Annotated in this window: 24 protein-coding genes and 1 riboswitch; of the genes, 7 read left to right on the forward strand and 17 right to left on the reverse strand. The window is 31.4% G+C overall.

From position 1 onward, the window contains the following. Window positions 1–52 precede the first annotated feature (52 nt). From greA to Q4586_RS08575, 3 genes are all read left to right on the forward strand, one after another. Entirely contained in the window at window positions 53–526 is a 474-nt protein-coding gene (gene greA, locus Q4586_RS08565; protein ID WP_068703209.1) for a transcription elongation factor GreA, read from the forward strand. Between the two features lie 227 nt (window positions 527–753). Next, the gene (locus Q4586_RS08570; protein WP_303528371.1) at window positions 754–1,146 is read left to right on the forward strand and encodes an HIT family protein; all 393 of its coding nucleotides are present in this window, start codon (window positions 754–756) and stop codon (window positions 1,144–1,146) included. A gap of 4 nt (window positions 1,147–1,150) precedes the next feature. Further along, on the forward strand, window positions 1,151–1,342 hold the full coding sequence (locus Q4586_RS08575) for a hypothetical protein (RefSeq protein ID WP_303528373.1): 192 nt from the start codon (window positions 1,151–1,153) through the stop codon (window positions 1,340–1,342). Window positions 1,343–1,401: 59 nt separating this feature from the next. Here the strand turns inward: Q4586_RS08575 and Q4586_RS08580 are convergent, their stop codons facing one another. Then, on the reverse strand, window positions 1,402–2,556 hold the full coding sequence (locus Q4586_RS08580) for a sensor histidine kinase (protein ID WP_303528375.1): 1,155 nt from the start codon (window positions 2,554–2,556) through the stop codon (window positions 1,402–1,404). Between the two features lie 74 nt (window positions 2,557–2,630). Between Q4586_RS08580 and Q4586_RS08585 the strand changes: the two genes are divergently transcribed. Both Q4586_RS08585 and Q4586_RS08590 read left to right on the forward strand, forming a co-directional pair. Continuing rightward, the gene (locus tag Q4586_RS08585; protein ID WP_303528377.1) at window positions 2,631–3,491 is read left to right on the forward strand and encodes a flavin reductase family protein; all 861 of its coding nucleotides are present in this window, start codon (window positions 2,631–2,633) and stop codon (window positions 3,489–3,491) included. An 8-nt stretch (window positions 3,492–3,499) separates the two neighbouring features. Next, the gene (locus Q4586_RS08590) at window positions 3,500–3,862 is read left to right on the forward strand and encodes a DUF3127 domain-containing protein (protein WP_068703218.1); all 363 of its coding nucleotides are present in this window, start codon (window positions 3,500–3,502) and stop codon (window positions 3,860–3,862) included. Between the two features lie 193 nt (window positions 3,863–4,055). On the opposite strand, the gene Q4586_RS08595 is transcribed toward Q4586_RS08590, so the two are convergent. The 3 genes from Q4586_RS08595 to Q4586_RS08605 form a co-directional block, all read right to left on the reverse strand. Continuing rightward, the gene (locus Q4586_RS08595) at window positions 4,056–4,292 is read right to left on the reverse strand and encodes a DUF1456 family protein (protein WP_068703219.1); all 237 of its coding nucleotides are present in this window, start codon (window positions 4,290–4,292) and stop codon (window positions 4,056–4,058) included. Between the two features lie 21 nt (window positions 4,293–4,313). Beyond that, entirely contained in the window at window positions 4,314–4,943 is a 630-nt protein-coding gene (locus tag Q4586_RS08600; RefSeq protein ID WP_068703221.1) for a YqaA family protein, read from the reverse strand. A gap of 79 nt (window positions 4,944–5,022) precedes the next feature. Then, window positions 5,023–6,579 carry an NAD(P)/FAD-dependent oxidoreductase gene (locus Q4586_RS08605; RefSeq protein WP_068703223.1) on the reverse strand — a complete coding sequence of 519 codons (1,557 nt, stop codon included), beginning with the start codon at window positions 6,577–6,579 and terminating at the stop codon, window positions 5,023–5,025. Window positions 6,580–6,717: 138 nt separating this feature from the next. On the opposite strand from Q4586_RS08605, the gene aat reads away from it, so the two are divergent. Then, entirely contained in the window at window positions 6,718–7,341 is a 624-nt protein-coding gene (aat, locus tag Q4586_RS08610; protein ID WP_303528389.1) for a leucyl/phenylalanyl-tRNA--protein transferase, read from the forward strand. A gap of 14 nt (window positions 7,342–7,355) precedes the next feature. On the opposite strand, the gene Q4586_RS08615 is transcribed toward aat, so the two are convergent. From Q4586_RS08615 to Q4586_RS08630, 4 genes are all read right to left on the reverse strand, one after another. Continuing rightward, a complete protein-coding gene (locus Q4586_RS08615) occupies window positions 7,356–8,135 on the reverse strand; it encodes a hypothetical protein (RefSeq protein ID WP_068703228.1) in 780 nt (259 codons plus the stop codon). 170 nt (window positions 8,136–8,305) lie between these two features. After that, a complete protein-coding gene (locus Q4586_RS08620; RefSeq protein ID WP_303528392.1) occupies window positions 8,306–9,754 on the reverse strand; it encodes a flavin-containing monooxygenase in 1,449 nt (482 codons plus the stop codon). A gap of 2 nt (window positions 9,755–9,756) precedes the next feature. Next, the gene (locus Q4586_RS08625; RefSeq protein WP_303528394.1) at window positions 9,757–11,685 is read right to left on the reverse strand and encodes a CocE/NonD family hydrolase; all 1,929 of its coding nucleotides are present in this window, start codon (window positions 11,683–11,685) and stop codon (window positions 9,757–9,759) included. 77 nt (window positions 11,686–11,762) lie between these two features. After that, window positions 11,763–13,622, reverse strand: a complete 1,860-nt coding sequence (locus Q4586_RS08630) for a M61 family metallopeptidase (RefSeq protein WP_303528396.1) — start codon at window positions 13,620–13,622, stop codon at window positions 11,763–11,765. Between the two features lie 122 nt (window positions 13,623–13,744). On the opposite strand from Q4586_RS08630, the gene Q4586_RS08635 reads away from it, so the two are divergent. Beyond that, window positions 13,745–15,706, forward strand: a complete 1,962-nt coding sequence (locus Q4586_RS08635; RefSeq protein ID WP_068703236.1) for a YgiQ family radical SAM protein — start codon at window positions 13,745–13,747, stop codon at window positions 15,704–15,706. Between the two features lie 64 nt (window positions 15,707–15,770). Here Q4586_RS08635 and Q4586_RS08640 read toward each other — a convergent pair whose 3' ends face one another. The 9 genes from Q4586_RS08640 to Q4586_RS08680 form a co-directional block, all read right to left on the reverse strand. Further along, window positions 15,771–16,199: a GNAT family N-acetyltransferase gene (locus tag Q4586_RS08640; protein WP_303528398.1), complete on the reverse strand. Its 429-nt coding sequence runs from the start codon at window positions 16,197–16,199 to the stop codon at window positions 15,771–15,773. Between the two features lie 18 nt (window positions 16,200–16,217). After that, on the reverse strand, window positions 16,218–16,982 hold the full coding sequence (trpA, locus tag Q4586_RS08645; RefSeq protein WP_068703238.1) for a tryptophan synthase subunit alpha: 765 nt from the start codon (window positions 16,980–16,982) through the stop codon (window positions 16,218–16,220). 110 nt (window positions 16,983–17,092) lie between these two features. After that, window positions 17,093–18,268 (reverse strand): tryptophan synthase subunit beta, encoded by a 1,176-nt coding sequence (gene trpB / locus Q4586_RS08650; protein WP_068703239.1) that lies wholly within the window; start codon window positions 18,266–18,268, stop codon window positions 17,093–17,095. Between the two features lie 82 nt (window positions 18,269–18,350). Next, window positions 18,351–18,989 (reverse strand): phosphoribosylanthranilate isomerase, encoded by a 639-nt coding sequence (locus Q4586_RS08655; RefSeq protein WP_303528401.1) that lies wholly within the window; start codon window positions 18,987–18,989, stop codon window positions 18,351–18,353. 69 nt (window positions 18,990–19,058) lie between these two features. Beyond that, window positions 19,059–19,847, reverse strand: a complete 789-nt coding sequence (gene trpC / locus Q4586_RS08660; RefSeq protein WP_303528402.1) for an indole-3-glycerol phosphate synthase TrpC — start codon at window positions 19,845–19,847, stop codon at window positions 19,059–19,061. A 68-nt stretch (window positions 19,848–19,915) separates the two neighbouring features. Further along, on the reverse strand, window positions 19,916–20,905 hold the full coding sequence (gene trpD, locus Q4586_RS08665) for an anthranilate phosphoribosyltransferase (RefSeq protein ID WP_303528404.1): 990 nt from the start codon (window positions 20,903–20,905) through the stop codon (window positions 19,916–19,918). A 45-nt stretch (window positions 20,906–20,950) separates the two neighbouring features. Next, entirely contained in the window at window positions 20,951–21,529 is a 579-nt protein-coding gene (locus Q4586_RS08670; RefSeq protein ID WP_068703247.1) for an anthranilate synthase component II, read from the reverse strand. An 89-nt stretch (window positions 21,530–21,618) separates the two neighbouring features. Next, entirely contained in the window at window positions 21,619–23,010 is a 1,392-nt protein-coding gene (locus Q4586_RS08675; RefSeq protein ID WP_303528407.1) for an anthranilate synthase component I family protein, read from the reverse strand. A 205-nt stretch (window positions 23,011–23,215) separates the two neighbouring features. Next, window positions 23,216–24,235: a DUF5074 domain-containing protein gene (locus Q4586_RS08680; protein ID WP_303528410.1), complete on the reverse strand. Its 1,020-nt coding sequence runs from the start codon at window positions 24,233–24,235 to the stop codon at window positions 23,216–23,218. 161 nt (window positions 24,236–24,396) lie between these two features. Beyond that, window positions 24,397–24,597: riboswitch (cobalamin riboswitch) on the reverse strand. Between the last annotated feature and the right edge of the window lie 29 nt (window positions 24,598–24,626).

Raw genomic sequence — 24,626 nt, forward strand, 5'->3', positions numbered from 1 at the left:
TGTTACACAATCTCATTCCTATCGGTGTGAGATTTTTTAAAGTTTAAAAGTTATGAGTAAAGTATCATATTATAGTGCCGAAGGATTAAAAAAATTAAAAGACGAGTTATCACACTTAGAGCATACTGAAAGACCAAGGGTTTCTCAAGAAATTGGTGATGCTATAGATAAAGGAGATTTAAGTGAAAATGCAGAGTATCATGCAGCAAAAGAGGAGCAATCGTTATTAGAAACTAAAATAGCAAAACTTAAAAACGTAGTTGCAAACGCACGTATTATTGATGAAAGTCAGTTAGATACCTCTAAAGTGTTAATTCATTCTATCGTAAAGTTAAAAAATACAACCAATGGTATGGAGTTTACCTATACTTTAGTTGCTGATTCTGAAACCGACGTTAGAAATGGTAAATTATCAGTTAATTCGCCTATCGGAAAAGGATTATTAGGAAAAAAGGTTGGTGAAATAGCAGAGATTAAAGTGCCTAACGGAATTATGAAATTTGAAATTATGGAAATTTCAAGATAATTTTTGTTTAAAATATTTATAGATAAAAGCGTTGCATTTGCAGCGCTTTTTTTATTTTTGATTGATAAGTCTTAATTGTTTGATACATCAACCTGAACTCGTTTCAGATTCTCATCATGATTTGCTGTTTGTTATATAAGATTGACAAATGAATGTAGAATGGCGTACTGATATTGAGTTTCGAATTAAAATAGATATTTATAGTTTTACTAAAAGAATAAAAAATTATGGCAAGTATTTTTACCAAAATAATAGTAGGAGAAATTCCATCATACAAAGTAGCAGAAGATGAAAATTTTATAGCCTTTTTAGATGTAAATCCGAATACAAAAGGACATACTTTAGTAGTGCCTAAAAGAGAAGAAAATAAGCTTTTCGATTTATCAAAAGAAGAGTATAACGGATTAATGTCTTTTTCATATCGCGTAGCAAAAGCGATTGAAAAAACAATTCCTTGTAAACGCGTAGGTATGAGTGTAATTGGTTTAGAAGTACCACATGTGCATGTGCATTTAATTCCGTTAAACACAATGGCAGATATTCAGTTTATTGAAAAAGTAAAATTAACCAATGATGAATTTGTAGATTTGGCTAAAAACATAGCTTCTAATTTTAAATAAAACGATGAAGCTAAAAAAGTGGCAGAAAGCAGGATTAAGTTGGGGAACGTTTATGTTTGTTATAATGACTTTTGTTTGGCCTTATTTTGATGGAGAAGAAATTACGTTAAAAAAAACATTGATAAGTTTGGTAATTTGGACAATAGCAAGTTTTGCTTTTGGTTGGTCAATAAGGCATAATCACAAAGAAAAATAAACGAAACATCAGTGTGTCATTCTGAATCTATTTCAGAATCACATTGTTGTTAGACGGAGTTACTTTAAACTTTTTTTTAAGAGGATTTCGAAAGTAGTTCCTTTGTTTATTTCAGATTTTAAAACGTGTATTTTTCCGTTATGATAATCTTCAATAATACGTTTAGAAAGTGATAAACCTAAACCCCAACCACGTTTTTTAGTTGTGTATCCAGGTTTAAATATTTGTTTAAACTGCGATTTAGCCATTCCTTTACCAGAATCAGTAACTATAATTTTAACAAACCTAGTGGTTTCTTTAATAACCAATGAAATGCTCCCTTTCCCTTGCATAGCATCAATGGCATTTTTAATTAAGTTTTCAATAACCCAACCATACAATTCAATATTTAATAAAGCTGTGATAACTTTTTTATCCGAAGAAAAAGAAAAAAATATTTGTTTAGAGCTTCTAGTTTTTAAATAATTAAAGGCGGTTTCTGTTTCAGTAACAATATTGTAGCTTTTTAATTTTGGTAACGAGCCAATTTTAGAAAACCGATTTGCAATGGTACTTAATCGATCAACATCCTTTTCAATTTCAACAATATAATCTTCATTTACATTTTCGGTTCTTAAAATAGCAATCCAACCTAATAAAGATGATAACGGCGTACCTATTTGATGTGCAGTTTCTTTGGCCATACCTGTCCAAAGTTTGTTCTGTTCCGCAACTTTACTCGATTTATACACCATATATACAATGGTAACAAAGAGCCCTAAAATTAGTAATAAAGCGAGTGGATAATATTTAAGCTTGTATAATAAATCAGAGTTTCGGTAATAAAGATGTTGGGTAATTCCAAAATATTCAATAATAATAGGCTCATTTTGCCCTTTCATTATAGCTAATTGTTCTTGAAGGTATTTAGGGTTTTTAGACTTAATACTGTCTAAATTTCTATGTAAATTAATAGTTTCATCTTCATTTACAAGAATTGTAGGAATGTTTTCAATAGTTTCATACACCTTATTAATTAAGTTGGTGTTTTCATTTAAATCTGGATTAGAGGCGAGTTCTTTAAAAGCAGCCGCAAAAATTTTAATTTTACCTCTTTCTTCTTCTTTAAATTTTTGAAAAAAAACATAAGTATTCCATAAAATAAAAGGAACAATTAATAGTGAAACAAAAACGGTAATTCGTTTTATCCAGTACGTATTTTTAAAAAAAGTCATTAGTCAAATATAAACTATTCTATACAATAACTTAATTTGTAAAAGCGTAGTATCTTTACAATAAAAAATAAAATATGTTATCACTAGATCCTAAAGAATTACCAGTACCAAAATTACACGGTTATTTATTAGGTGCCATAGCGCCAAGACCCATTGCTTTTGCAAGTACTATTGATAAGGATGGAAATCCGAATTTATCGCCATTTAGTTTTTTTAACGTTTTTGGAGCCAATCCGCCCATGTTAATCTTCTCACCTGCACGAAGTGTAAGAGGAAATAAAACAAAACATACGTTAGATAATGCAGAAGAAACTAAAGAAGTGGTTATTAATGTAGTAAATTATGACATTGTACAACAAATGTCGTTAAGCAGTACCATGTACCCGAAAGGAGTTAATGAATTTGAAAAAGCAGGTTTTACAATGTTAGCTTCTGATAAAGTAGCGCCTTTTAGAGTAGCAGAATCACCTGTGCAATTTGAATGTAAAGTAACTGATGTTATTTATACAGGAACCGAAGGAGGTGCAGGAAACTTAATAGTTTGCGAAGTAGTAAAATTACATATTAACGAAAATGTTTTGGCAGAAGATGGCAGTATCGATCAGCACAAAATAGATTTAGTAGCTAGGGCAGGAGGAAGTTATTATTCAAGAGCAAGAGATGGTTTTTTTGAGATACCAAAACCAATTTCAACTTTAGGTATTGGAGTAGATCAAATTCCGACTGAAATTAGAAATAGCCCTGTTTTAACAGGTAATAATTTAGGAATGTTAGGTAATGTAGAGCAGCTGCCAAGTGAAGACGCTGTTAATAACTTTGCAAAAGAACACCCAAAATATGTTTCGCTTTCAACTGAAAAAAAACATACATTTGCACAAGAATACTTAAAGAGTAATGATGTCGAAAGTGCTTGGAAAGTGCTTTTAATTAAATAGTTAAGAATATGGAAGTAATAGGGAAGATTAAATTAATAAACGAAACACAAACATTTGGTGCTAGCGGATTTAGAAAACGTGAAATGGTTGTAACTACCGATGAGCAATATCCACAAATGATTATGATCGAATTTGTGCAAGATAAATGTGATGTTTTAAATAACTATGCAGTTGGTCAGGATGTAAAAGTGTCTATTAATTTAAGAGGTAGAGAGTGGATTAACCCAGAAGGTGTTGCAAAATATTTTAACTCTGTTCAAGGATGGAGAATTGAAAACTTATCACAAGCAGCTCAAAACACTCCGCCAGTTGATCAATTTCAACCAGCTCCAGATTTATCTGCAAACGAACCAGATGATTTACCATTCTAATAAAACAAAGTTTTTAGAATAAAAATAAAAAAAGAGAACTAAAATTATTTAGTTCTCTTTTTTTGTTTTTTGAAGCTATTTCCAGCTTTCAGTACTCGCTTTTTTTTCGTTTCTCAAAAAAGAGCTCAAACAAATACTTCAATCTGGGCTAAACTTATTTATAAAATATAGGTGAAGCTGTTAATAGTATATATTATTTTTTAGGAGGCATTGGTCCTCGTAAATGAATAATTAATCCATTTAAAAAATTACGTAAAAACTGATCACCACACTCCATGTATTTAGGATGATCTTCTTTTCTAAAAATAGCTCCTAATTCGCTTTTTGAAACTTTAAAATCAACCAAAGCACAAATGTCAATAATATCAGTATCTCTTAATTTGTGTGCTACCCTTAATTTTTTAAAAATATCGTTATTGTTTAATCCCATAATTTTTTTAATATTAATGTTTTAGTTTACTACCGAAAAGATAGCCCAAGCATAAATTGCAAAACGTATAAAACGAAAAGAACCAACCAATACTACATTTTTAAAAGGGTATTTTATCATACCAGCTGTTAAACAGCTAATAGCAAAGGGTAATGGCAATAAAGCACCAACTAAAATTAAAAAACCACCCCATTTACTGGTGTTTTTAAGGTTTTTAGCCATTTTTACTTCTAAATAATTTTTAACAGAGTCAATTTTTAAAGAAGCTCTACCAATAAAATAAGCAGTTAAGCCACCTAAATACGATAAAGTAGCTAAAATTGATAAATTTAAAACAGGGTTGGCAGTTTTTTTAGACCAAGCTATAAAAATTTCAGGCGGTATTAACCCTAATATGGTTTCAGAAATAAAGAAAACAGTCAACACACCTAGTCTAGAAAAAGTTTCGGTCATTGCCTGTAAGCCATCGTTAATATTATAAACGTATTTATTAAAAATAAATAAACCTACAATAGCTCCCACTATTGGCCAAAAAGCTTTTTTTAAACTTTCCCAAATAAACATGTAAAAACCAGTACGTTGGTAGTAGTTATGTAAACGTTTAACGTGCGGTTTTACATTCTTTTTATTTCTTCTTTTTTTAACTTTCATTTCCTTGTTACTCTAAGCATATTTTAGAGGTAGCAAAAATACGAGGTAATTAGAAAATATTCTAACAAAAAATTGTTAATTATAAATTCGTAATTGCAGCTTCGGCACAACGTTCACCGTCCATAGCTGCTGAAATAATTCCGCCAGCATAACCACCACCTTCTCCGCAAGGAAATAAACCTTCAATTTGTGGGTGTTCTAGGTTGTCTTTTCTAGGAATATTTACTGGTGATGAGGTACGAGATTCTACCCCTATAATATTCGCTTCAGCAGTATAATAACCATGCATTTTTTTACCAAAAGCGTCAAAACCTTTACGTAGCCTACCTCCAATTATTTTTGGAAGTAATGAATGTAGCGGAGAAGATTTTAACCCTGGTTGATACGAAGTTTCATTTAATGTAGAAGATAACCTCCCTTCAACAAAATCAGTTAAACGTTGCGCAGGGGCAACTTGACTTTTACCGCCTGCATTAAAAGCTAATTTTTCTAAATCTTTCTGAAATTCTAACCCTTTTAAAGGTCCAAAATGTTCGTATTTCTTAAAATCTTTATCAATATTTAATTCAACAACAATACCCGAGTTCGCAAACTTATTATTTCTACGAGAAGGCGACATTCCGTTCACTACAACTTCGCCATTTGCTGTGGCAGCAGGTACTATAAATCCGCCAGGACACATACAAAAAGAATATACGCCACGGTTATTTACTTGATGTACCAAACTATATGCAGCGGCAGGTAATAATTCATCTCTTTGTCCTGTACAGCTGTACTGAATTTGGTCAATAATTTCTTGAGGATGCTCTACACGAACTCCCATTGCAAACGATTTTGCTTTTAATAAAACATCTTTCTTGTGTAGTAATTCGTAAATATCTCGTGCTGAATGCCCTGTTGCTAAAATTACCGAGTTTACAACCATTTCATTCCCGTTTTGTAACAGAATCGCTTGTAGCTTGTTGTTTTTTATAACAAAATCGGTAACACGTGTGTCAAAATGAACTTCACCACCATATTTTATAATATTCTCACGAATATTTTTAATAATTTTCGGCAATTTATTAGTTCCGATATGTGGATGTGCATCAATTAAAATTTCTTCAGTTGCACCATGATAAACTAGGTTTTCGAAAATACGGCGAACATCACCACGTTTTAAACTACGAGTGTATAGCTTTCCGTCAGAATACGTTCCGGCACCACCTTCACCAAAACAGTAATTAGAATCTTCATTAACAAAATGCTCTTGATTAATAGCTCGTAAATCTCTACGACGATCTTGAACATTTTTACCACGTTCTAAAACAATCGGTTTGTAACCAAGTTCAATACAACGCAATGCGGCATACATTCCCGCAGGCCCAAAACCAATAATATGGATTTCTTTTGCTTTTGATACATCTTTATAATCAAAAATATAATCAGGTGTAGTTGGTTGAGGTTCGTTTACATAGACTGCAACTTTGTAGTTGAAAATAACTTCTTTTTTACGCGCATCGATAGATTTACGTAATATTTTTACACTGTTTATTTCAGAAACATTGATGTTTAATTTTCTAGAAGCTTTCTTTTTTAAGATATCCTCTTTTTTTTCTTCTATTAAATTAACGCGAAGTTGCAGTTCTTTTACCATACTGCAAAATTATGGAAATTTGTATGGATTCGTTTTTATTTCAATAAGAATTATAAAAAAATGAAATGAACGAAGTTTTTTTATCATTAGTTATGATAAAAACTGCAGTATATTTGTAGCATTTATTATAGTTTTTATATGATTTGGTTACCTGAAGAAATAGTATTTCCGCCCTACGAATTCGCAAATGAAGATGGTGTTTTGGCATTTGGTGGAGATTTATCTGCTAAGCGTTTAATACATGCGTATAAAAACGGAATTTTCCCATGGTTTAATGAAGGTGAACCAATTGTTTGGTATTCGCCACCAGAACGTATGGTTTTATTTCCGCAGGAAGTAAAAATTTCAAAGTCAATGCGTCAGGTTTTACGAAAAGGAGGTTTTACAATTACCGAAAACAAAGCATTTAAAGATGTTATTTTTAATTGCCGCCATATTGATAGATTCGACCAACTAGGAACTTGGATTACGGACGATATGGAAGATGCTTATATTAATTTGCACGATAAAGGAATCGCAAAATCTATTGAGGTTTGGATTGATGACAAACTCGTAGCTGGCTTGTATGGTGTTGATGTTGGAAACGGTATTTTTTGTGGCGAAAGTATGTTTAGCAAAGCTAGTAATATGAGTAAAGTTGCTTTTATTCATTTAGCCAAAAACTACGGTTACAAACTCATAGATTGCCAAGTGCATAATGATCATCTAGAAAGTTTAGGCGCTCGTGAAATTGATAGAAGTGATTTTTTGAGGATGTTGTAGGACATTATATAGGATTAATTATGATTATTATTTATGCTTTTCAATGGTTCTGCGTTTAATTTTTTCCAATTAGGAATATCAGTCATAGCTATTAATGCATTCTCTGTTTGGATGTTTGAAATTATTTTAAATTCATTTGGAATTTTTGATTTATCAGTGTAAAAAAAGATTATTATATCTACTAGAAAGAGACCAAAGGAGTACTTCGAAAATTCATAAGCTGCAAAAATACCTCTTGAATATTTATTCTTTACAGTACATTTGAAGAAATATGAGTCAAAACTCGTTTTATTCTGAATATTTTTTAATGTTTCAGTTAACTGATTATATGATAGTGTTAAGTTAGAATTTAAGAAAGTTCTTAAAATTTCCTCATTAAATTCATTAAGTTTAAAGCTTGAAAATTCATGCATATTAGAAATACTAGCCCTCCATACTAAAGAATAATTAAATAATTTTATTGCATTAAATGGAATTTTATAACATTCTAGAATAATATTGTTTTGAATTGTATGAATTTTAAATTTATCTTTTTCATTAAGATAATTATGTATACTCTTCAGTTTTAACGAAAAATAATGTTCAAGTTTAGCAAATCTTTCTTCACAGCTTGAGCAAAAAATGTAATCTTCTTTGGGCGAGTCTTGTATTTTTTTCAAGTTACCATTACCATCTATTTTAACACCATGTCTGGGGCTTGTAGATTCGAACAATCTTTTACCCATAAATTTGGGGATAATATGAGAGTTTTTTTTGTCAGCAATTTTTATTAAGCATAATTTGCATTTTGACATAATTTCAATGTTGGAATACGTAATTTAAATACCCTTTTTTTAAGAGATATAATTAGTTAACGAAGTTAATAATTTTAAAGCGTAAATAAAACTGACTTAGTAATCAAAAACCTCGCAATTTTAATTACGAGGTATAGAAAAAAATATTTAAGCCAATTTTAAAATAGCTATTAATAAAACTTTAAAACATCATCTTTAATCGATTTTACACGCAATGTAAAATAATCGTAAATCCAGTTTTGATATAATTTCCACGGAAACTTATTTCCTTGCTTTGGCAGGTTTGCGTTAGAACGATGAATATATCCTGAGTTTAAATTAATTAATGGAACAGTTTCAATATTTTTATTTTCTACTTTCGGAACAATGGTGTTGAAACCTTTTTTATCCATGTATGAAATAACTCTGCTTGCATATTCGCTGGTTAAATCGCTTTTTAAGGTCCAAGAAGCATTGGTATACCCTACAAAAAATATAAAATTAGGAAGATCGTTTAACATCAAACCTTTGTAAGTTAACTTTTCAGCAGGATTAAAAGCGGTGTTGTTAATACTTACTTTAGCATCACCAAAAGCAACCAATTCTAATCCAGTTGCGGTAACAATAATATCAGCTTCAAGTTCTTTTCCTGATTTTAAACGCAATCCGTTTTCGGTAAAACAATCAATATGATCGGTTACAATAGTTGCTTTTTTGTTTCTGATAACTTTAAATAAATCGCCATCAGGCGCTACACAAAAACGTTGATCCCAAGGATTGTAACTTGGTGTAAAATGCGGTTCAACCGGAAAGCCATTCAGTTGTTTTTTTGCTCCTTTAATAATAAAGTTTCTCATAAAATTTGGAAACCTTTGCGAAACGTTATAAAATAGAATTGAAAATAAAATGTTTTTAAGTCGAACTACTTTATGTGCTATCTTTTTAGGTAGTATTTTTTTAATTCCGTTGGCAACTTTATCTTTATTTGGTAGTGCACCAATATAGGTTGGCGAACGTTGTACCATGGTAATATGTTCGGTTTTATTTGCCATGGCTGGCAATAATGTAACTGCTGTTGCGTCACTACCAATAACGATAACTTTTTTACCAGTATAGTCTAAATTTTCAGGCCATTTTTGCGGATGAATTACAGTGCCTTTAAAATTAGCAACTCCATCAAATTTTGGTGTATATCCTTGTTTGTAATTGTAATATCCGCTACAAGAAAACAAAAATCTTGAAGTATATTGATGTGTTTCTTTTGTTTTTTGATGCTCAGAGGTAACTGTCCAAAGAGCAGATTTTGTATCAAAATTAACCGATGTAACTTTTTCGTTATAGCTTATTTTATCGCGGACTTTATATTCATCAACAGCCTCGTTTAGATATGCTAAAATAGAAGATGCATCTGCAAATGATTTTGAAGCGTCCCACGTTTTAAAAGAATATCCGAAAGTATACATGTCAGAATCTGAGCGAATACCAGGATATTTAAATAACGACCATGTTCCGCCTAATTCTCCACGCATTTCTAAAATACGATAACTTTTATTTGCATTTTTTCTTGATAAATGACAAGCTGCGCCAATTCCTGATAGTCCAGCGCCAACAATTATTACATCGGTATAATTTTGATTCATACTTAGTTTTTTAACACTGTGAATTCTATACTAGAATCTGTAAAAACCGAATGTGTTTGTGTTTTAAAATCTTTTTCGTCAGCTTTATAAATGTTATCTACATAAGTCTGCGGGTTTAAATCAATTAAAGGAAACCAGGTACTTTGTACTTGAATTTGTAATTTATGCCCTTTTTTAAATGTGTGAAATACATCTTGTAGTTTAATATTTACGTCTGTTTTTTTGTTAGGTGTAAACGGTTCTGGATTCGAAAAACTATTTCTAAAACGACCACGTAAAACTTCGCTACGAACCATCATGTGGTAGTTGCTCAGTTTTAAGTGTGATTGCATTTCTTTATTGTCATTTTTTAAATCAGAAGGATGCACATCAATAACTTTTACAATCCAATCGGCAGCAGAACCTGTGGTTGCTACTTTTAATTTTGCTAAAATATCTCCAGCTAATGTAAAATCATCTGTTAAAACATCAGTTTCGTATACCAATACATCTGGTCTACGAGCAGCAAAACGCTGGTCGTCTGTCATGTATTTTCTTGGTGTGAAAACGGTTTTTATATCTTCAGAATACGGAACAGGACGTTTAATATCACTGATGAAATCAACTTTAGAATTATCTTTCTTTGTAGTTGTTAATTCTTGATTCGCTGATAAATAAAATGATTGTTTTTTTGCATTTTTTGGAGGCCAAACATCGTATGATTTCCATTCTTTTTTACCTGAGTCAAATACATAGGCTTCTGGTAATCCTGAGTTTTTAGATCCATCGCCTTTTAAGAAATGATTGAAAAATTTCGTTTCAATTTCTTTTTGGAATTTTAATGAAATTGAATCTCCAAAATAATAGTTACCTACTTTGTTCGCTACTTTATTTCGTGCCCATCCACCATGATCCCAAGGACCAAAAACTAATGTGTTATAATTATTTGGTTGATTTTTTTCGATTCCTTTATAGGTTTCTAAAGGACCATATAAATCTTCTGCGTCAAACAAACCACCAACAATCATCGTTGCTACGGTAGATGGAACTTTGTCTAAATGTTGAATAATTCCTTTGCTTTGCCAAGTTTCATCATAATTTGGATGTTCAACAATTTCTTTCCAGAAAAAATCATCAATTTGATCTTTCTTTTTAGTTGATGCAACATCTAATTTATCATATTGAAAATATTCGTTGAGGTTTTTTAATGGACCTTTATCTAAAAAGAATTGATATTGATCTTGCGTATCCATTTTAGGAAACGAATACCAAGCAGAATCAGTTGGTTGATCTTTGTAAGTTCCGAATAACGAAATAGCTCTAAAATAACTCAATAAAAAAGCACCGTTGTGGTGAAAATCATCAAAGAAAAAATCACCAATACAAGCTTGTGGTGAGGCTGCTTTTAAAGCAGGATGCGCATCAATTGTAGAAACGGTGGCATAATGTCCAGGGTATGAAATTCCCCATGTACCAACTTTTCCGTTATTGTTGGCAACGTTTTTTATTAACCAATCAATGGTGTCATATGTATCGGTTGTTTCATCGGCTTGCTTTGCTGTTTTGTTAGGAATGTAAGCACGCATATTGTCGTATACACCTTCGCTCATCCAACGACCACGAACATCTTGATACACCACAATATTTCCTTCTTTCATTAAAATGCTATTCGGACCAATTTTGGTTTTAAATTTACCATCTCCATAAGGTCTAGAACTATAAGGAGTACGTTGCATTAAAATAGGATATGTTTTTGAAGTGTCTTTTGGTGCGTAAATTGTAGTATGTAATTTTACACCATCACGCATGGTAATTGTCACTTCTTTTTTAGTGAAATTATCTTTTACGTAGGTGTCTTTTTTCTTTACATCGGCATTTTTGTCTGTTGTTTTTTGGGAACAACTGCTAATTATTAATATAATGATTAGTAGTGGTTTAAAAAGTGATTTCATATATTTTAAATGTTTGGAAAGTAAATATAAAAAAAGGCAACCAATTTGGTTGCCTTTTAGTTTTATAAAATGAATACTTAGTTTTTTAACCAAGCTTTCCTTAAAATTACTTTAGCGTTATTGGCAGGAAGATTTTCAATTAACAAGCCAGTACTTTCACTGGTTGGTTGTACATAATTTCCTTTTAGTGTAATTAATTTTCCGTTTCTAGTAACTTCCATGGTTATTATATCTCCAGCTTTCCACAGCATAGTTTTTCCTATGACAGGACGAATATTTGCTAAAGATATTTTTTCGCCATTTACAGCTTCTAACACATCATTAGCTTCAATTCCAAAGGTAACTAAAGCAGAATTTGTTCTCTTAGTAAAAAAAACTTTTTGAGCCTCGTTAACAGAAATAAAAGGTTGTCCTTTTGAGTCGATAAAATAAGTAGCGTTTTCGGTTTTTGTTTCTTTTTTAACACCTACTTTTTTAAAGTATGTTTCGTAATTTATAGGTGTTGCTCCTTGTACATGGTTCTTAAAGAACTCGCCAACGGAAGGGTAAGTCATCTTTACAATTTCATCAATAATTTTTTCATCTTTAAAAGCATTGTTTTTTCCGTACTTTTTAGATAAATCTAACATCATGTTTCTTACACCGTATGTACCGTTGCTTTCTTCTCTTAAAATAATATCTAAAACCATTCCAATTAAAGCACCTTTTTGATATACATTTCCGTAGTTTTTAGCATATTCAGGTTCTAAGATGTTTTTACTCATTTTGGTAAAAGACATAGCATCGTTATAACGCATTGAAGAACCTATTTTTACGTTCATTTCATTAATAAATTCTTCTTCAGAAATTAAACCTTGATTTACTTGAAAAAGATTGGCAAAATATTCCGTCATCCCTTCATACATCCATAAATGCTCAGACATGTTGGCTTTGTTAAAATCGAATGTGTGAATTTCTTCAGAATGCACAGATAATGGCGAAACGATATGAAAAAATTCATGAGATACCGTTCCGTTAATCATATTACTAGCAAATTGTTTTTTGCTCATTGTTTCTGGATAAACAACTGTAGTTGATGAACGGTGTTCTAAAGCTCCATATCCTTGAAATTTATAAACTTCAGGGTCAAATAAATATACTAAAACATTGTATTCATTTGTAGTTTCAAAGCCTTTTAAAAAGTTTGTTTGGGCAGTCATCATTGTTTTTAAAGCCTCTTCTAAATCTGTCGCTTTATGCTTGTTGTTAGGAGAGTATACTGCTAAATTAACATCAATTCCGTTTACTGTAAAATTAACGTTGTTTAACGGCGCGTACATAATCGGATTGTCAGAAATTTCATCATACCTAGGTGCTAAAAACACATCTTTACTATTATCTGTTTTAGTCGTGTTTTTATTGATTAAAGATGAGGTTTCGTATAGGTTTGTTGGGTGCGTTACGGTAATTTCATAAGGCAATTCTTTTTTATTATTAAAGTAACCAATAAACCCAGGTAGGTTTAATAAAAAGTTTTTACCCTCTTCAATGTTAGTACCTGCCATCACATAAATTTTGTGTTCTTTTTCAGAATCGAAAGTATCCTCAACCCAGTAAGAAATTTTATCCATGTTCTTCGCATTGTTTATTTGCCAAGAATTTTCGTTTAATTTTTTAGTAACTAATTCTTTACCGTCGTAGTCAAAAGCTTTAAAGTCTGCAACAAATTTACCGTAGTTACTCATTGCATAGGTTCCGGGTACAATTGCAGGAATGTTATAAATAAGAGTTTCTTCTTTAATTTTCTGCGGATTTATCTCAACCATTATTTTATCATCAACAACAGTATTTAAGTCGATTGCAACAGCCACGGTTTGCGTGTTGTTTTGAACTGTTTTGTAAGTAGAACAGCTTGCTAGTAAGGCTATGAAAGCAGTTCCTAGTATAATTTTTTTCATGATTCGTATTTTATCTACTGCATAAGTATTAATTTCTATAGAAATGTTACATTATTATTCATTTATTTAACACCTTTTTATGATAGGTAATTTCAACTAAAACGTTGTACCTTTGCAACGGCATGAGAATAAGACGAGTTTCAGATTGGTTACCGACTACAAATAAGGAGGTTAAGTTAAGAGGATGGGAAGAATTAGATGTAATTCTTTTTAGTGGAGATGCATATGTAGATCATCCATCATTTGGTCCTGCAGTAATTGGGCGTATACTAGAAAGTTACGGGCTAAAAGTAGCCATTGTACCACAACCTAGTGTAAACGATAACTTACAGGATTTTGAAAAGTTAGGAACCCCGCGTTTATTTTTTGCCATTACTGGTGGATGTATGGATCCGATGGTAAGTAATTACACCGCAAGTAAACGTCGTAGAGATAAGGATGCTTATACTCCAAATGGTGATAAAGGTTTTAGACCAGATTACGCTACTTCGGTTTATTCAAAAATTTTAAAAGAAAAATTTCCAGACGTTCCGGTATTAATTGGAGGTATTGAAGCTTCATTACGTCGTGTAACTCATTACGATTACTGGTCAGATAAGTTATTGCCAACAATTTTAGAAACTTCTAAAGCGGATATGTTGGTATACGGAATGGGAGAACAACCGTTGCGTGAAATTGTTGAGTTACTGCAAAAAGGTGTTCCGTTTTCGAGCTTAAAAACCATAAAACAAACAGCTGTTTTTGTTGAAGAAGGAGAGAAAATTCCGAAGAATAAAAATTGGAAAGATGTTGATATCAATTCGCATGAACTGTGTTTAAAAGATAAAAAAGCGTACGCATCAAACTTTAAGGTAATCGAGCAGGAGTCGAATAAATTATATGCGCGTCGTATTTTTCAAGAAGTAGGTGATAAGAAGCTGATGATAAATCCGCCATATCCTACCATGACTGAAAAAGAAATTGATGCTTCTTTCGATTTGCCTTTTACACGTTTGCCGCATCCAAAATATAATAAGCGTGGGCCAATACCTGCGTTTGAAATGATTAAATTTTCAATAAATATTCACCGTGGATGTTTTGGAGGTTGTAGTTTTTGTACAATTTCTGCGCATCAAGGAAAATTTATTGCCAGTCGTAGTCAAGAATCTGTTTTAAAAGAAGTAGATGCCGTTGCGCAAATGGACGATTTTAAAGGTTATTTATCTGATATTGGTGGGCCTTCTGCTAATATGTATAAGATGAAAGGAAAAATACAATCTATCTGTGATAAATGTGTGGCGCCTTCTTGTATATCGCCAGTAATATGTAGTAATTTAGATACTTCTCATAAGCCGTTAACAAAATTATATCAAGCTGTAGATGCACATCCGAAGATAAAAAAATCATTTATAGGAAGTGGAATCAGGCACGATATGTTAGTGCCTGAGTTTAATAAAAATGCGGACCCGAAAGAGTTAGATGCGTATACCGAAGAGGTGATGACAAAGCACGTTTCTGGTCGTTTAAAAGTAGCGCCAGAACATACTTCTGATCCTGTTTTAAAATTGATGCGTAAGCCATCGTTTAAATATTTTCATTTATTTAAAGAACGATTTGATCGTATCAACATAAAAAAGAAATTAAAACTTCAGTTGATTCCTTACTTTATTTCAAGTCATCCAGCTTGTGAAAAAGAAGATATGGCAAATTTAGCTGCCGAAACTAAAGATATGGGTTTTCAGTTAGAGCAAGTACAAGGGTTTACGCCAACACCTATGACAGTTGCTACGGTAATTTATTATAGTGGTTACCATCCATACACTCTGAAACCAACAAAAACGCCTAAAACAGCTAAAGAAAAAGAAGATCAACATAAATTCTTTTTTTGGTATAAAAAGGAGAATAGAAAGTGGATTAAAGATACGTTAACTAAAGTTGGACGTAACGATTTGTTAAAAAAATTATTGCCTGAAGATACTTCGTGGAAGAAAAATAAAGCAGGTAAAGCAAAAAATACGTTTGATGATACGGTAGAAAAGTTTAATCCGAAATCTCGAAATTCAAGAAGAAAATCGAAAGGAAATTATAGTAAGAAGAGAAGGTAAAAAGCTTTTAGTATAAAATATAAAAACTCAGTATTGCATAGGTAATACTGAGTTTTTTGTTTTCTTAACTTGATGTAAATAAGCGTTCCATTACGATATACTGAATCCCACCTTTTTCAAATTTTTTATTGGTTGGTTTCAAACCGAATTTTTCATAGAAGGTTGATTTTTCTACTCGAGCATTGCACCATAATTTACGGGTTCCTTCTTTTTTTGCTGATACGATTACTTTTTGTAATAAAACTGTTCCGTATCCCAATCCTTGAAATTCAACTAGTGTTGCAAATTTTCGAAACTGTACCTCATTATTAACAGTAAATAATGAAACTATTGATGTTAGCGTGTCGTTTACATACAAACCCAAATGTTTTCCGTTCTTATCGTCTGGTAACTCAACATAGGTTAATGGTTTGTTTGGCCACATAACTTTGTGTCGAATATGTAAAGTCTCAACAATAGAAATTTCTTTAATTTCAAAGCGTTTGTTTTTCAATGATAATATGATTAAAATTTATCGAATTGATTTTATAAAAGGAGCAATTCCTTCAACACCTTCTTTACCTAAATTTTTGATAAAAGCAGAACCAATTATGGCTCCGTTCATATAATTACAAGCAGTTGAAAAAGTTTTTTTATCAGAAATACCAAAACCTACAATTAAATTACTTTGCAATTGCATTGCGTTTATGCGGTTAAAATAATCGATTTGTTGTTGTGAAATTTCACCTTTTGCACCTGTAATACTTGCATTAGCAACTACGTAGATAAATGATTTAGTATAAGAATCTATTTTTTTAATTCGCTCTTCAGAGGTGTGTGGTGTTATTAAAAACACGTTATTGATTCCGTATTTATCAAATAATTGTTGATAATGATTTTCAAATTCAATCATTGGTAAATCAGGAATAATAACTGTGTCAATTCCGCATTCGTTTACTTTTTGACAGAATTTTTCTTCACCATACTTTAGCATCTGATTTAAGTAGCCCATCAAAACTAAAGGTGTTTTGTTGGTGTTTTTTATTGATAAAAGTTGGTCGAAAATCACATCTAAATTAATTCCGTTTTGCAATGCAATTTGGCTACTATCCTGAATTGTTGGGCCATCTGCTAATGGATCAGAATAGGGTAAACCTACTTCAATAAAGTCAACATCGTTTTTTGAAAGTTCAGAAATAACTTTTGTTGTGTCGTTTAATTTAGGAAAACCAGAAGTAAAGTAAATTGATAATAAATTTTTATTTTTTTGCTGAAATATTTGTTGAATTGAGTTCATTATTTAATTTTTATGTCAGTTCGAGTATTTCCTGAAAGAAAATATATCGAAAACTAATTACATCTCGATACTAATTTGTTCATTTTTCACAAATTCACTCGATGCGACAGCTATTTTAAATGTTTAATATACGTTTCTAAATCTTTGTCGCCTCTTCCTGATAAATTAATAACAATTACTTGATTCCCTTTTAAATCCATCTTAGGTAAAACGGCTAAAGCGTGTGCGGTTTCTAGCGCAGGGATAATTCCTTCTATTTTTGTTAATTCATAAGCAGCTTCTAGTGCCTCTTTATCAGTAGCATTCATAAATGTAGCTCTTTTTTCATCAAACAAAAAAGCATGTAAAGGGCCAACACCTGGGTAATCTAGTCCTGCAGAAATAGAATATGGTTCAATTATTTGTCCGTATTCATCTTGCATTAAAATAGTTTTACTACCATGAATTACACCAACTTCTCCTAGTTGTGAAGTGGCAGCACTTTCGCCAGAATCAACTCCTAGGCCAGCTGCTTCTACAGCAATTAATTCTACATCTTTATCCTCTAAATAATGATAAAAAGCACCTGCAGCATTAGAGCCACCTCCAACACAGGCAATAATTGTATCAGGGTTTTCTTTACCAGTTTGTTCTTTTAATTGAATTTTCATTTCTTCTGAAATAACAGCTTGCAAACGCGCTACCATATCAGGATAAGGATGTGGGCCTACAACCGAGCCTATTAGATAATAAGTATCAGGATTTTGAATCCAATAGCGAATTGCTTCATTGGTAGCATCTTTTAGGGTTTTACTTCCGCTTGTGGCAGCAACAACTTTAGCGCCAAGCATTTTCATACGAGCTACGTTTGGAGCTTGACGTTCAATATCAATTTCACCCATAAAAACAGTACATTCTAAACCCATTAAAGCACAAACTGTAGCGGTTGCAACTCCGTGTTGACCAGCACCAGTTTCAGCAATGATTTTAGTTTTCCCTAAATGTTTTGCAACTAAAATCTGACCTATAGTGTTGTTTACTTTATGTGCTCCTGTGTGATTTAAATCTTCTCGTTTTAAATAAATGGTTGCTCCATATTTTTCAGATAAACGTTTTGCTAAGTATAGCGGACTTGGTCGGCCAACATAATGTTGCAATAAGTCTTTATATTCATTTTGAAATGCTTCAGATTCTAAAATTTTCAAATAATTATCTTCTAATTCTTTTACGTTTGGGTATAGCAATTCAGGTATAAATGCGCCTCCAAATTGTCCGTAATAACCGTCTTTGTTAGGTTGAAATTTCATTTGGTATATCTTTCTGTCATTCTTGTGTAAACAGGAATCTCGTAATGAGAAGTTACAACAAGTTTAGCTTGACTGGTTTTTATTATAGTTTTAACTCTTGTTTGAACTTTTTTATTTTTTCAACTGATTTTAAACCAACAGTTGTTTCAAATTTACTATTTACATCTAAGGCATAAATAGGTAGTTTTTTTGATTGTAATTTATTTACCTCCTTTGCTTCATTAAGTCCAATTCCTCCGCTTAAAAAAAAAGGTTTTGTAAAAGGATATTTTTCTAAAACCTTCCAATTAAATGTGATTCCATTGCCACCTCTTTCTTTTCCTTTGGTGTCAAATAAAAAATAATCAACAATTTTTTCATAAGGTTTTAAAACCTCGAAATTAAATTCGTTTTTAATACCGAATACTTTTACAATTTCAGGTGTTTTGTATTTTGCTTTTTGATGTTTTTCAGAAATACTTTCTTTAAAAATAATTTTTAATTGTTGAATGTATTCTGCGGTTTCATCACCATGTAATTGCACCATGTTTAAACCATATTCTTCAACTAACGAAACCACAATTTCAGGGATTTCATTTACAAAAACCCCCGCTTTTTTAATTTCCTTAGGTAGCTCAGGAATAATTCCTTCAAAATTTCTTTTAGATTTTTCATAGAAAATAAATCCCAAATAATCAGGTTGCAACATGGCAACTTGTTGGATATTTTCTATGTATTTCATTCCGCAGACTTTTAGTTTCATGCTTTTCTATAATGAGATACTGAGGTGAGTTCAGTATAAAGTTTGTAACTATCGTATTTGATTAATAAAATCTTTACAAGCTTCGCCTGGATTATTAGTTTTCATAAAGTTTTCACCAATTAAAAAACCTTGAAAACCATGTTCTTTTAAACCTGTTATAATTCTTGGGTCTGAAATACCACTTTCAGAAACTTTAATACAAGTGTCTGGAATTTGGTTCGCTAATTTTATTGAGTGCTCTAAATCTACCTCGAAAGTTTTTAAATTACGGTTATTGATACCAATAATTTTATTGTTTAAATCGTTAATTTTATCTAAATCTTCTTGTGTATGCACTTCGTATAAAACCTCTAAACCTAGGTCGTTAGCTAGTTGTCCATAATTTTTTAGTTCTTGCGGTGTTAAACAAGCGGCAATTAATAAAATAACATCAGCACCAATTGCTTTGGCTTCAACAATTTGAAATCCGTCTACAATAAAATCTTTTCTAAGAATAGGTGTTTGTTGATTAATAACTCTAGCTTCCATTAAATCAGCCATGGTACCACCAAAAAAAGAGGTATCCGTTAAAATAGATTGCGCTGCAACGTTGGCATCTAAATATCCGTTGGTTACATCGGCAATGGTAGCTTTATCATTAATAATTCCTTTAGAAGGAGATTGACGTTTAAACTCGGCAATAATTCCTGTTGAATTTGGTGTAAGTAATGATTTTTTTAATGAAAAAGATTCGTTTTTAAAATTAGGGCTTTCAACTAATTTTTTAACAGGAATTTCAGCTTTTATTTTAGCGACTTCTGTTTTTTTAAACGCGATTATTTTATCTAGTATTGTCATATTGCTATTCTTTGTCACTTCGAGTGATTTTCGATTTTATGAGAAAATAGTATCGAGAACTGTTTTATTTATAAATTTATTAATTTTTCTAATGTTTGTTTTGCTTTTAATCCTAACAAAGAATCTTTTGCTTCTTCGTAAGCATCTTGAAAACTTTTCTTGTCATTAACAATTTTTAAAGCGAATGCTGCGTTTGTTAATACTACACTATTTTGAGCTTCGGTACCATTTCCGTTAATAATATTTTTAAATATTTTTGCGGCATCAGCAACAGACTTTCCACCAAAGATAGCAGATTGTTCAATTCTTTTTTGATTTAAATCTTCAGGGTTTATTAATTGTTCTCCTTTTTTGGTAAACAATTTAAATCCACTTGTTAAAGATATTTCATCATAGCCATCTAAGGTATGAACAATACCATAATTTGTGTTTTCCTCTTGTAAAATATAATTATACAAACGAGCTACCTCTAAATTAAAGGTTCCTAATAGTTGGTTTTTAGGTGAACTAGGATTTACTAAAGGGCCTAACATGTTAAAAAATGTTTTTAACGCTAAGGCTTTTCTGGTAACACTTACGGCTTTCATTGCTGGATGAAATTTAGGAGCGTGTAAAAAACAAATATTTGCTTGCTCTAAATGTGATTTTAAAACGGTTTCATCGTTGGTAAACTGATATCCAAAACTTTCTAACATATCAGATGATCCAGATTGTGATGATACCGAATAATTACCGTGTTTTGCTACTTTCTGCCCAGTTCCTGCAACAATAAAAGACGTTAATGTAGAAATATTAAAAGTATCTTTTCCATCGCCACCTGTACCAACAATATCAATGGTGTTGTAATCAGAAAAATTTACTTTTATTGCTAACTCTACCAACGCATTTCTAAAACCCGAAAGCTCGTTAACCGAAATAGGACGCATCATAAAAACAGTCATGAATGAGGCTAAATGTGCTTCGTTAAATTTACCTGAAGTAATATCAATTAATACTTGTTTGGCTTCGGTTTTTGATAACTTTTTGTGCTGGTATAAGTTGTTTAAAATATCTTTCATTTGTTGTTTATTACTTTGTTGGCAAAAATGTTTTTTGTGTAACGATTACTTTTTTGCGTTGTTAATAAAGTTTCTAACAATTTGCTCGCCTACTGTTGTTAATATTGATTCAGGGTGAAATTGTACTGCGGATATGTTAAATGTATTGTGCTCTATGGCTTGTATTCCACCATCTTCATCTACCGCTGTGATGCTGATTTGTGAAGGGAAATTTTTATGAGTAGCAATCCAAGAATGATATCTTGCGGCTTCAAATTTTGTAGGAATATCTTTAAAGATAATAGCGTCTTTTTTTGTGATTTCCATTTCTGTAGCTACGCCATGAAATACTTCGCCCATGTTTACAATGTTACCTCCAAAAACTTCTGTTATTGCTTGTAGACCTAAGCAAACGCCAAAAATAGGTTTTTTACCAGCGTAGTATTTTATAACATCTTTTAAGATGCCTGCTTCGTCTGGAATTCCAGGACCTGGTGATAAGATAATGGCATCGTATCTTTCGATTTCTTCAATCGAAATTTCGTTATTTCTATATACATCAGGCAAATTACCTGTAATATCTTCTACCATGTGTACTAAGTTGTAGGTAAATGAATCGTAATTGTCTAGTACTAATATTTTCATTTTTTGTTTGTTTTTGCGTTAGGGATTGAAACGGCATCCTTTTTATTTTTTTTAATAAAAAGATATAGTGTAAAGCCCGCTCGAACGCCCTAAATATTTTCGGCTAAAGTCAATGCTTTTTTTAAGGCTGCTAATTTATTGTTTACTTCTTGTAATTCTTTTTCTTCGTCGGAATGAATTACGATTCCGGCACCTGCTTGGTAATATAAAACGTTGTTTTTACTAACGAAAGAGCGAATGGCGATGGCTAAATTTACCGAGCCGTCTAGGCCTATAATTCCGACTGCCCCACCATAAAATCCGCGCGATTGATTTTCGTATGTGTCAATTAACTGCATGGCTTTGTATTTTGGTGCGCCGCTTAAGGTTCCGGCAGGAAAGGTGTCACCCACTATTTCAATTGGGTTTCCTTTAATTTTACCTTGCACGGTAGATACTAAGTGAATTACGTGGCTAAAATATTGTACTTCTTTAAAAACTTCAACTTTTACGTTTTCGGCGTGTTTACTTAGGTCGTTTCTGGCTAAATCAACTAACATTACATGTTCGGCTGTTTCTTTTTTGTCTTCTGATAACTTTTTACCTAACTTAATATCCTTAGCCATGTCGCCTGTTCTTCTAAAGGTTCCAGCAATTGGATTGATGATCGCTTTTCCTGCATTTATTTTAATTTGTGCCTCAGGTGAAGATCCCATTAATTTGAATGAGCCATAATCGAAATAAAACAAATAAGGTGAAGGGTTTATTGAGCGTAATGCTCGATACACATTAAATTCGTCTCCTTTAAATTTTTGTTGAAATTGGCGTGATAATACTAATTGAAAAACATCGCCACGTTTACAATGTGCTTTTGCTTTTACTACATATTCTTTAAAATCGTCGTTAGTGCAATTTGAAGTTTCTGTTCCATCAATTTCAAACTTTTGGGTGTTAAATGTTTGTGTTTTAATGATGGTTTCAATTTCTGAAATTCTCGATGCTGTTCCTGCTTCAATATTTTCTATTAATGTCATTTCATCGTTAAAATGATTAATGGCGATAATAAATCGATAAAAACTGTACTGCATTACAGGTATTTTTGACGGCGCATCTTTTACGTTTAGTTGTATGTTTTCGAAATACTGAACGCTATCGTAAGTTGAATATCCGTATAATCCGTTGAATGATTTTAATTCGTCAGGACAATCTAAGGTGATTGATTTTGAAAAATCATCAAACAAGCTGTAAAAGTTTTTGTTGATGGTGTTTTTGGTTACAATTTTTCCTTGTTTTGAAACTACAAAAGCATCGTTTTCAACTTTCATAGTTACTATAGGATCAATAGCTATAAACGAAAAACTTTCTTCTTTACTGTGATAGTCAGAGCTTTCTAATAGTAGTGTGTTGGCATATTTATCTCTAAACCGTAAGTACAAACCTACTGGAGTAATGGTGTCTGAAATACGCTTTTTGCTAATTGTTTTAAATGTTGTTTTACTCATTTTTTTATGCTTAAAAAACAAAAAAAGGCTTATCGTGAGATAAGCCTTTTCTTTATAATATATACATATAGGTTTCTTCTCACTTAATTTTTAAGAGAGTTCCACCACCATATGTTGTTTTGTTTCATCATTATATGGCAAATGTATAAAGTGTTTTTGTGTTTGCAAAATTTATTTTATTAAAAATGCATTTTGTTACAAAATGTTATTCATATTTAACATTTGAAAAATAAATGTCTATAGGAGAGTTTCCTACGTTTTTGATTGTTTTAAAAACAGTTTTATCTTGATTATATATTATTAATACACTTTTTTCTGTATCAAAAAAATCTTCAAAACCTAATACATATACTTGTTTAGTAATTGGGTGTTCTCTTATTACAGAGGTTAATAAAATGTTGTTTGTTGATGGGTTTGCAAACTCTTCAATAGTTTTAGTTTCTGTGTTAAAACGATACACTAATCCTGTGGCTACTTCTGACCAATATATGTGGTTACTTGTCTTATTCATAGAAAACATGCTTGTTTTAAATAAATTAAGAGTAGGGTCGTTTACGGTTACTGTTTCTTTTATCGAATAATCTGTATTCAAACTAATGATTTTGGCATCTCCAGTTCTTTTTTCTGTGACTAACCAAATTATATTGTCTTTGTCTTTAAAAATTCCGCAAATAGCGTCTTCAAAAGTTAATTGAACTTTAATAGATTTATTATCTATATCTAATATTTTTAGTTCTTTATCATCTGCTATTAAAACATTTTTGTTGTCTACTAAAAGTGCTGATTTAGCGTATAAAACTTTAGTTGATATTTCATCTATTTTTTCTCCTATTCCATTGGTAACGTCAAAATAAGATAAATTGTAAGTTCTTCTTCTTCCTCTTCCTCCGGTTGATATCATTAATCCTTCAGTTTCAGAAAACATAGTTAAATAAGAGGGACTTGTTACCTTGGAGTTTGTAATTTCCATTTCTGAATTTATATTCTCTAAATTTAGTTTAGCTACATAAGCAGGGCCATTTTGACTTACTAAAAATAATTGTTTATCGAACTCTGAAAAAGAAATTGTATTTTCATTTAAAGATTCATATACTTTTGCGGTAAACTCTTGTTTTTCATTTAGGTGGCCTATTGTGGTTTTATCACTTTCAAAAGTTAAAATAAAAGAGTTGTCATAAATAGGTTCAGGTTCTTTTGAATCTTCAGAACATGAAAAAAATGCCATAGTAAGGCACAGTAATAGTACGTTATAAATACGTGTCATTCTATAATTAATTTTAAATTTTAAAAACGTAATTATACATCTATAAACATCAATACCTAATTTATTGTTATATAGTTAAATGTATAAGATTGTTTGCAATTACTTTTAATCCCGAAAGTAAAAACTAATGAATATTTTTGGCAGGTCTCCTGACTTACATCTTGTTATAGCCTTCCCGTAAAAACAGTGGCGTAAGAACATAACAAGTAGCCAATAAATTAGGCTTAAAGTTTACAGTTGCGGGTACAGTTTAGGTATTTCACCTAATTCCCTTTTAATTTACTTTATAAACATAAAGAAAAACCGCCGCAAATATATTTCAGTTTTATTAATTAATAAAATTTTGCAAGTG

This window comes from Tenacibaculum soleae (genome assembly GCF_030549005.1).
GTDB lineage: Bacteria > Bacteroidota > Bacteroidia > Flavobacteriales > Flavobacteriaceae > Polaribacter > Polaribacter soleae.

Excerpts from the sequence above, each read along its gene's own strand:
- Q4586_RS08675 (WP_303528407.1), bottom strand. The coding sequence starts at position 23,010 with ATGAGTAAAACAACATTTAAAACAATTAGCAAAAAGCGTATTTCAGAC.
- Q4586_RS08590 (WP_068703218.1), top strand. The coding sequence starts at position 3,500 with ATGGAAGTAATAGGGAAGATTAAATTAATAAACGAAACACAAACATTT.
- Q4586_RS08680 (WP_303528410.1), bottom strand. The coding sequence starts at position 24,235 with ATGGCATTTTTTTCATGTTCTGAAGATTCAAAAGAACCTGAACCTATT.
- Q4586_RS08580 (WP_303528375.1), bottom strand. The coding sequence starts at position 2,556 with ATGACTTTTTTTAAAAATACGTACTGGATAAAACGAATTACCGTTTTT.
- aat (WP_303528389.1), top strand. The coding sequence starts at position 6,718 with ATGATTTGGTTACCTGAAGAAATAGTATTTCCGCCCTACGAATTCGCA.
- trpA (WP_068703238.1), bottom strand. The coding sequence starts at position 16,982 with ATGAACTCAATTCAACAAATATTTCAGCAAAAAAATAAAAATTTATTA.
- Q4586_RS08615 (WP_068703228.1), bottom strand. The coding sequence starts at position 8,135 with ATGTCAAAATGCAAATTATGCTTAATAAAAATTGCTGACAAAAAAAAC.
- Q4586_RS08635 (WP_068703236.1), top strand. The coding sequence starts at position 13,745 with ATGAGAATAAGACGAGTTTCAGATTGGTTACCGACTACAAATAAGGAG.
- Q4586_RS08570 (WP_303528371.1), top strand. The coding sequence starts at position 754 with ATGGCAAGTATTTTTACCAAAATAATAGTAGGAGAAATTCCATCATAC.
- Q4586_RS08605 (WP_068703223.1), bottom strand. The coding sequence starts at position 6,579 with ATGGTAAAAGAACTGCAACTTCGCGTTAATTTAATAGAAGAAAAAAAA.
- Q4586_RS08620 (WP_303528392.1), bottom strand. The coding sequence starts at position 9,754 with ATGAATCAAAATTATACCGATGTAATAATTGTTGGCGCTGGACTATCA.
- Q4586_RS08670 (WP_068703247.1), bottom strand. The coding sequence starts at position 21,529 with ATGAAAATATTAGTACTAGACAATTACGATTCATTTACCTACAACTTA.
- Q4586_RS08600 (WP_068703221.1), bottom strand. The coding sequence starts at position 4,943 with ATGAAAGTTAAAAAAAGAAGAAATAAAAAGAATGTAAAACCGCACGTT.
- trpB (WP_068703239.1), bottom strand. The coding sequence starts at position 18,268 with ATGAAATTTCAACCTAACAAAGACGGTTATTACGGACAATTTGGAGGC.
- Q4586_RS08585 (WP_303528377.1), top strand. The coding sequence starts at position 2,631 with ATGTTATCACTAGATCCTAAAGAATTACCAGTACCAAAATTACACGGT.
- Q4586_RS08630 (WP_303528396.1), bottom strand. The coding sequence starts at position 13,622 with ATGAAAAAAATTATACTAGGAACTGCTTTCATAGCCTTACTAGCAAGC.
- trpC (WP_303528402.1), bottom strand. The coding sequence starts at position 19,847 with ATGACAATACTAGATAAAATAATCGCGTTTAAAAAAACAGAAGTCGCT.
- Q4586_RS08595 (WP_068703219.1), bottom strand. The coding sequence starts at position 4,292 with ATGGGATTAAACAATAACGATATTTTTAAAAAATTAAGGGTAGCACAC.
- Q4586_RS08625 (WP_303528394.1), bottom strand. The coding sequence starts at position 11,685 with ATGAAATCACTTTTTAAACCACTACTAATCATTATATTAATAATTAGC.
- trpD (WP_303528404.1), bottom strand. The coding sequence starts at position 20,905 with ATGAAAGATATTTTAAACAACTTATACCAGCACAAAAAGTTATCAAAA.
- Q4586_RS08575 (WP_303528373.1), top strand. The coding sequence starts at position 1,151 with ATGAAGCTAAAAAAGTGGCAGAAAGCAGGATTAAGTTGGGGAACGTTT.
- greA (WP_068703209.1), top strand. The coding sequence starts at position 53 with ATGAGTAAAGTATCATATTATAGTGCCGAAGGATTAAAAAAATTAAAA.
- Q4586_RS08655 (WP_303528401.1), bottom strand. The coding sequence starts at position 18,989 with ATGAAATACATAGAAAATATCCAACAAGTTGCCATGTTGCAACCTGAT.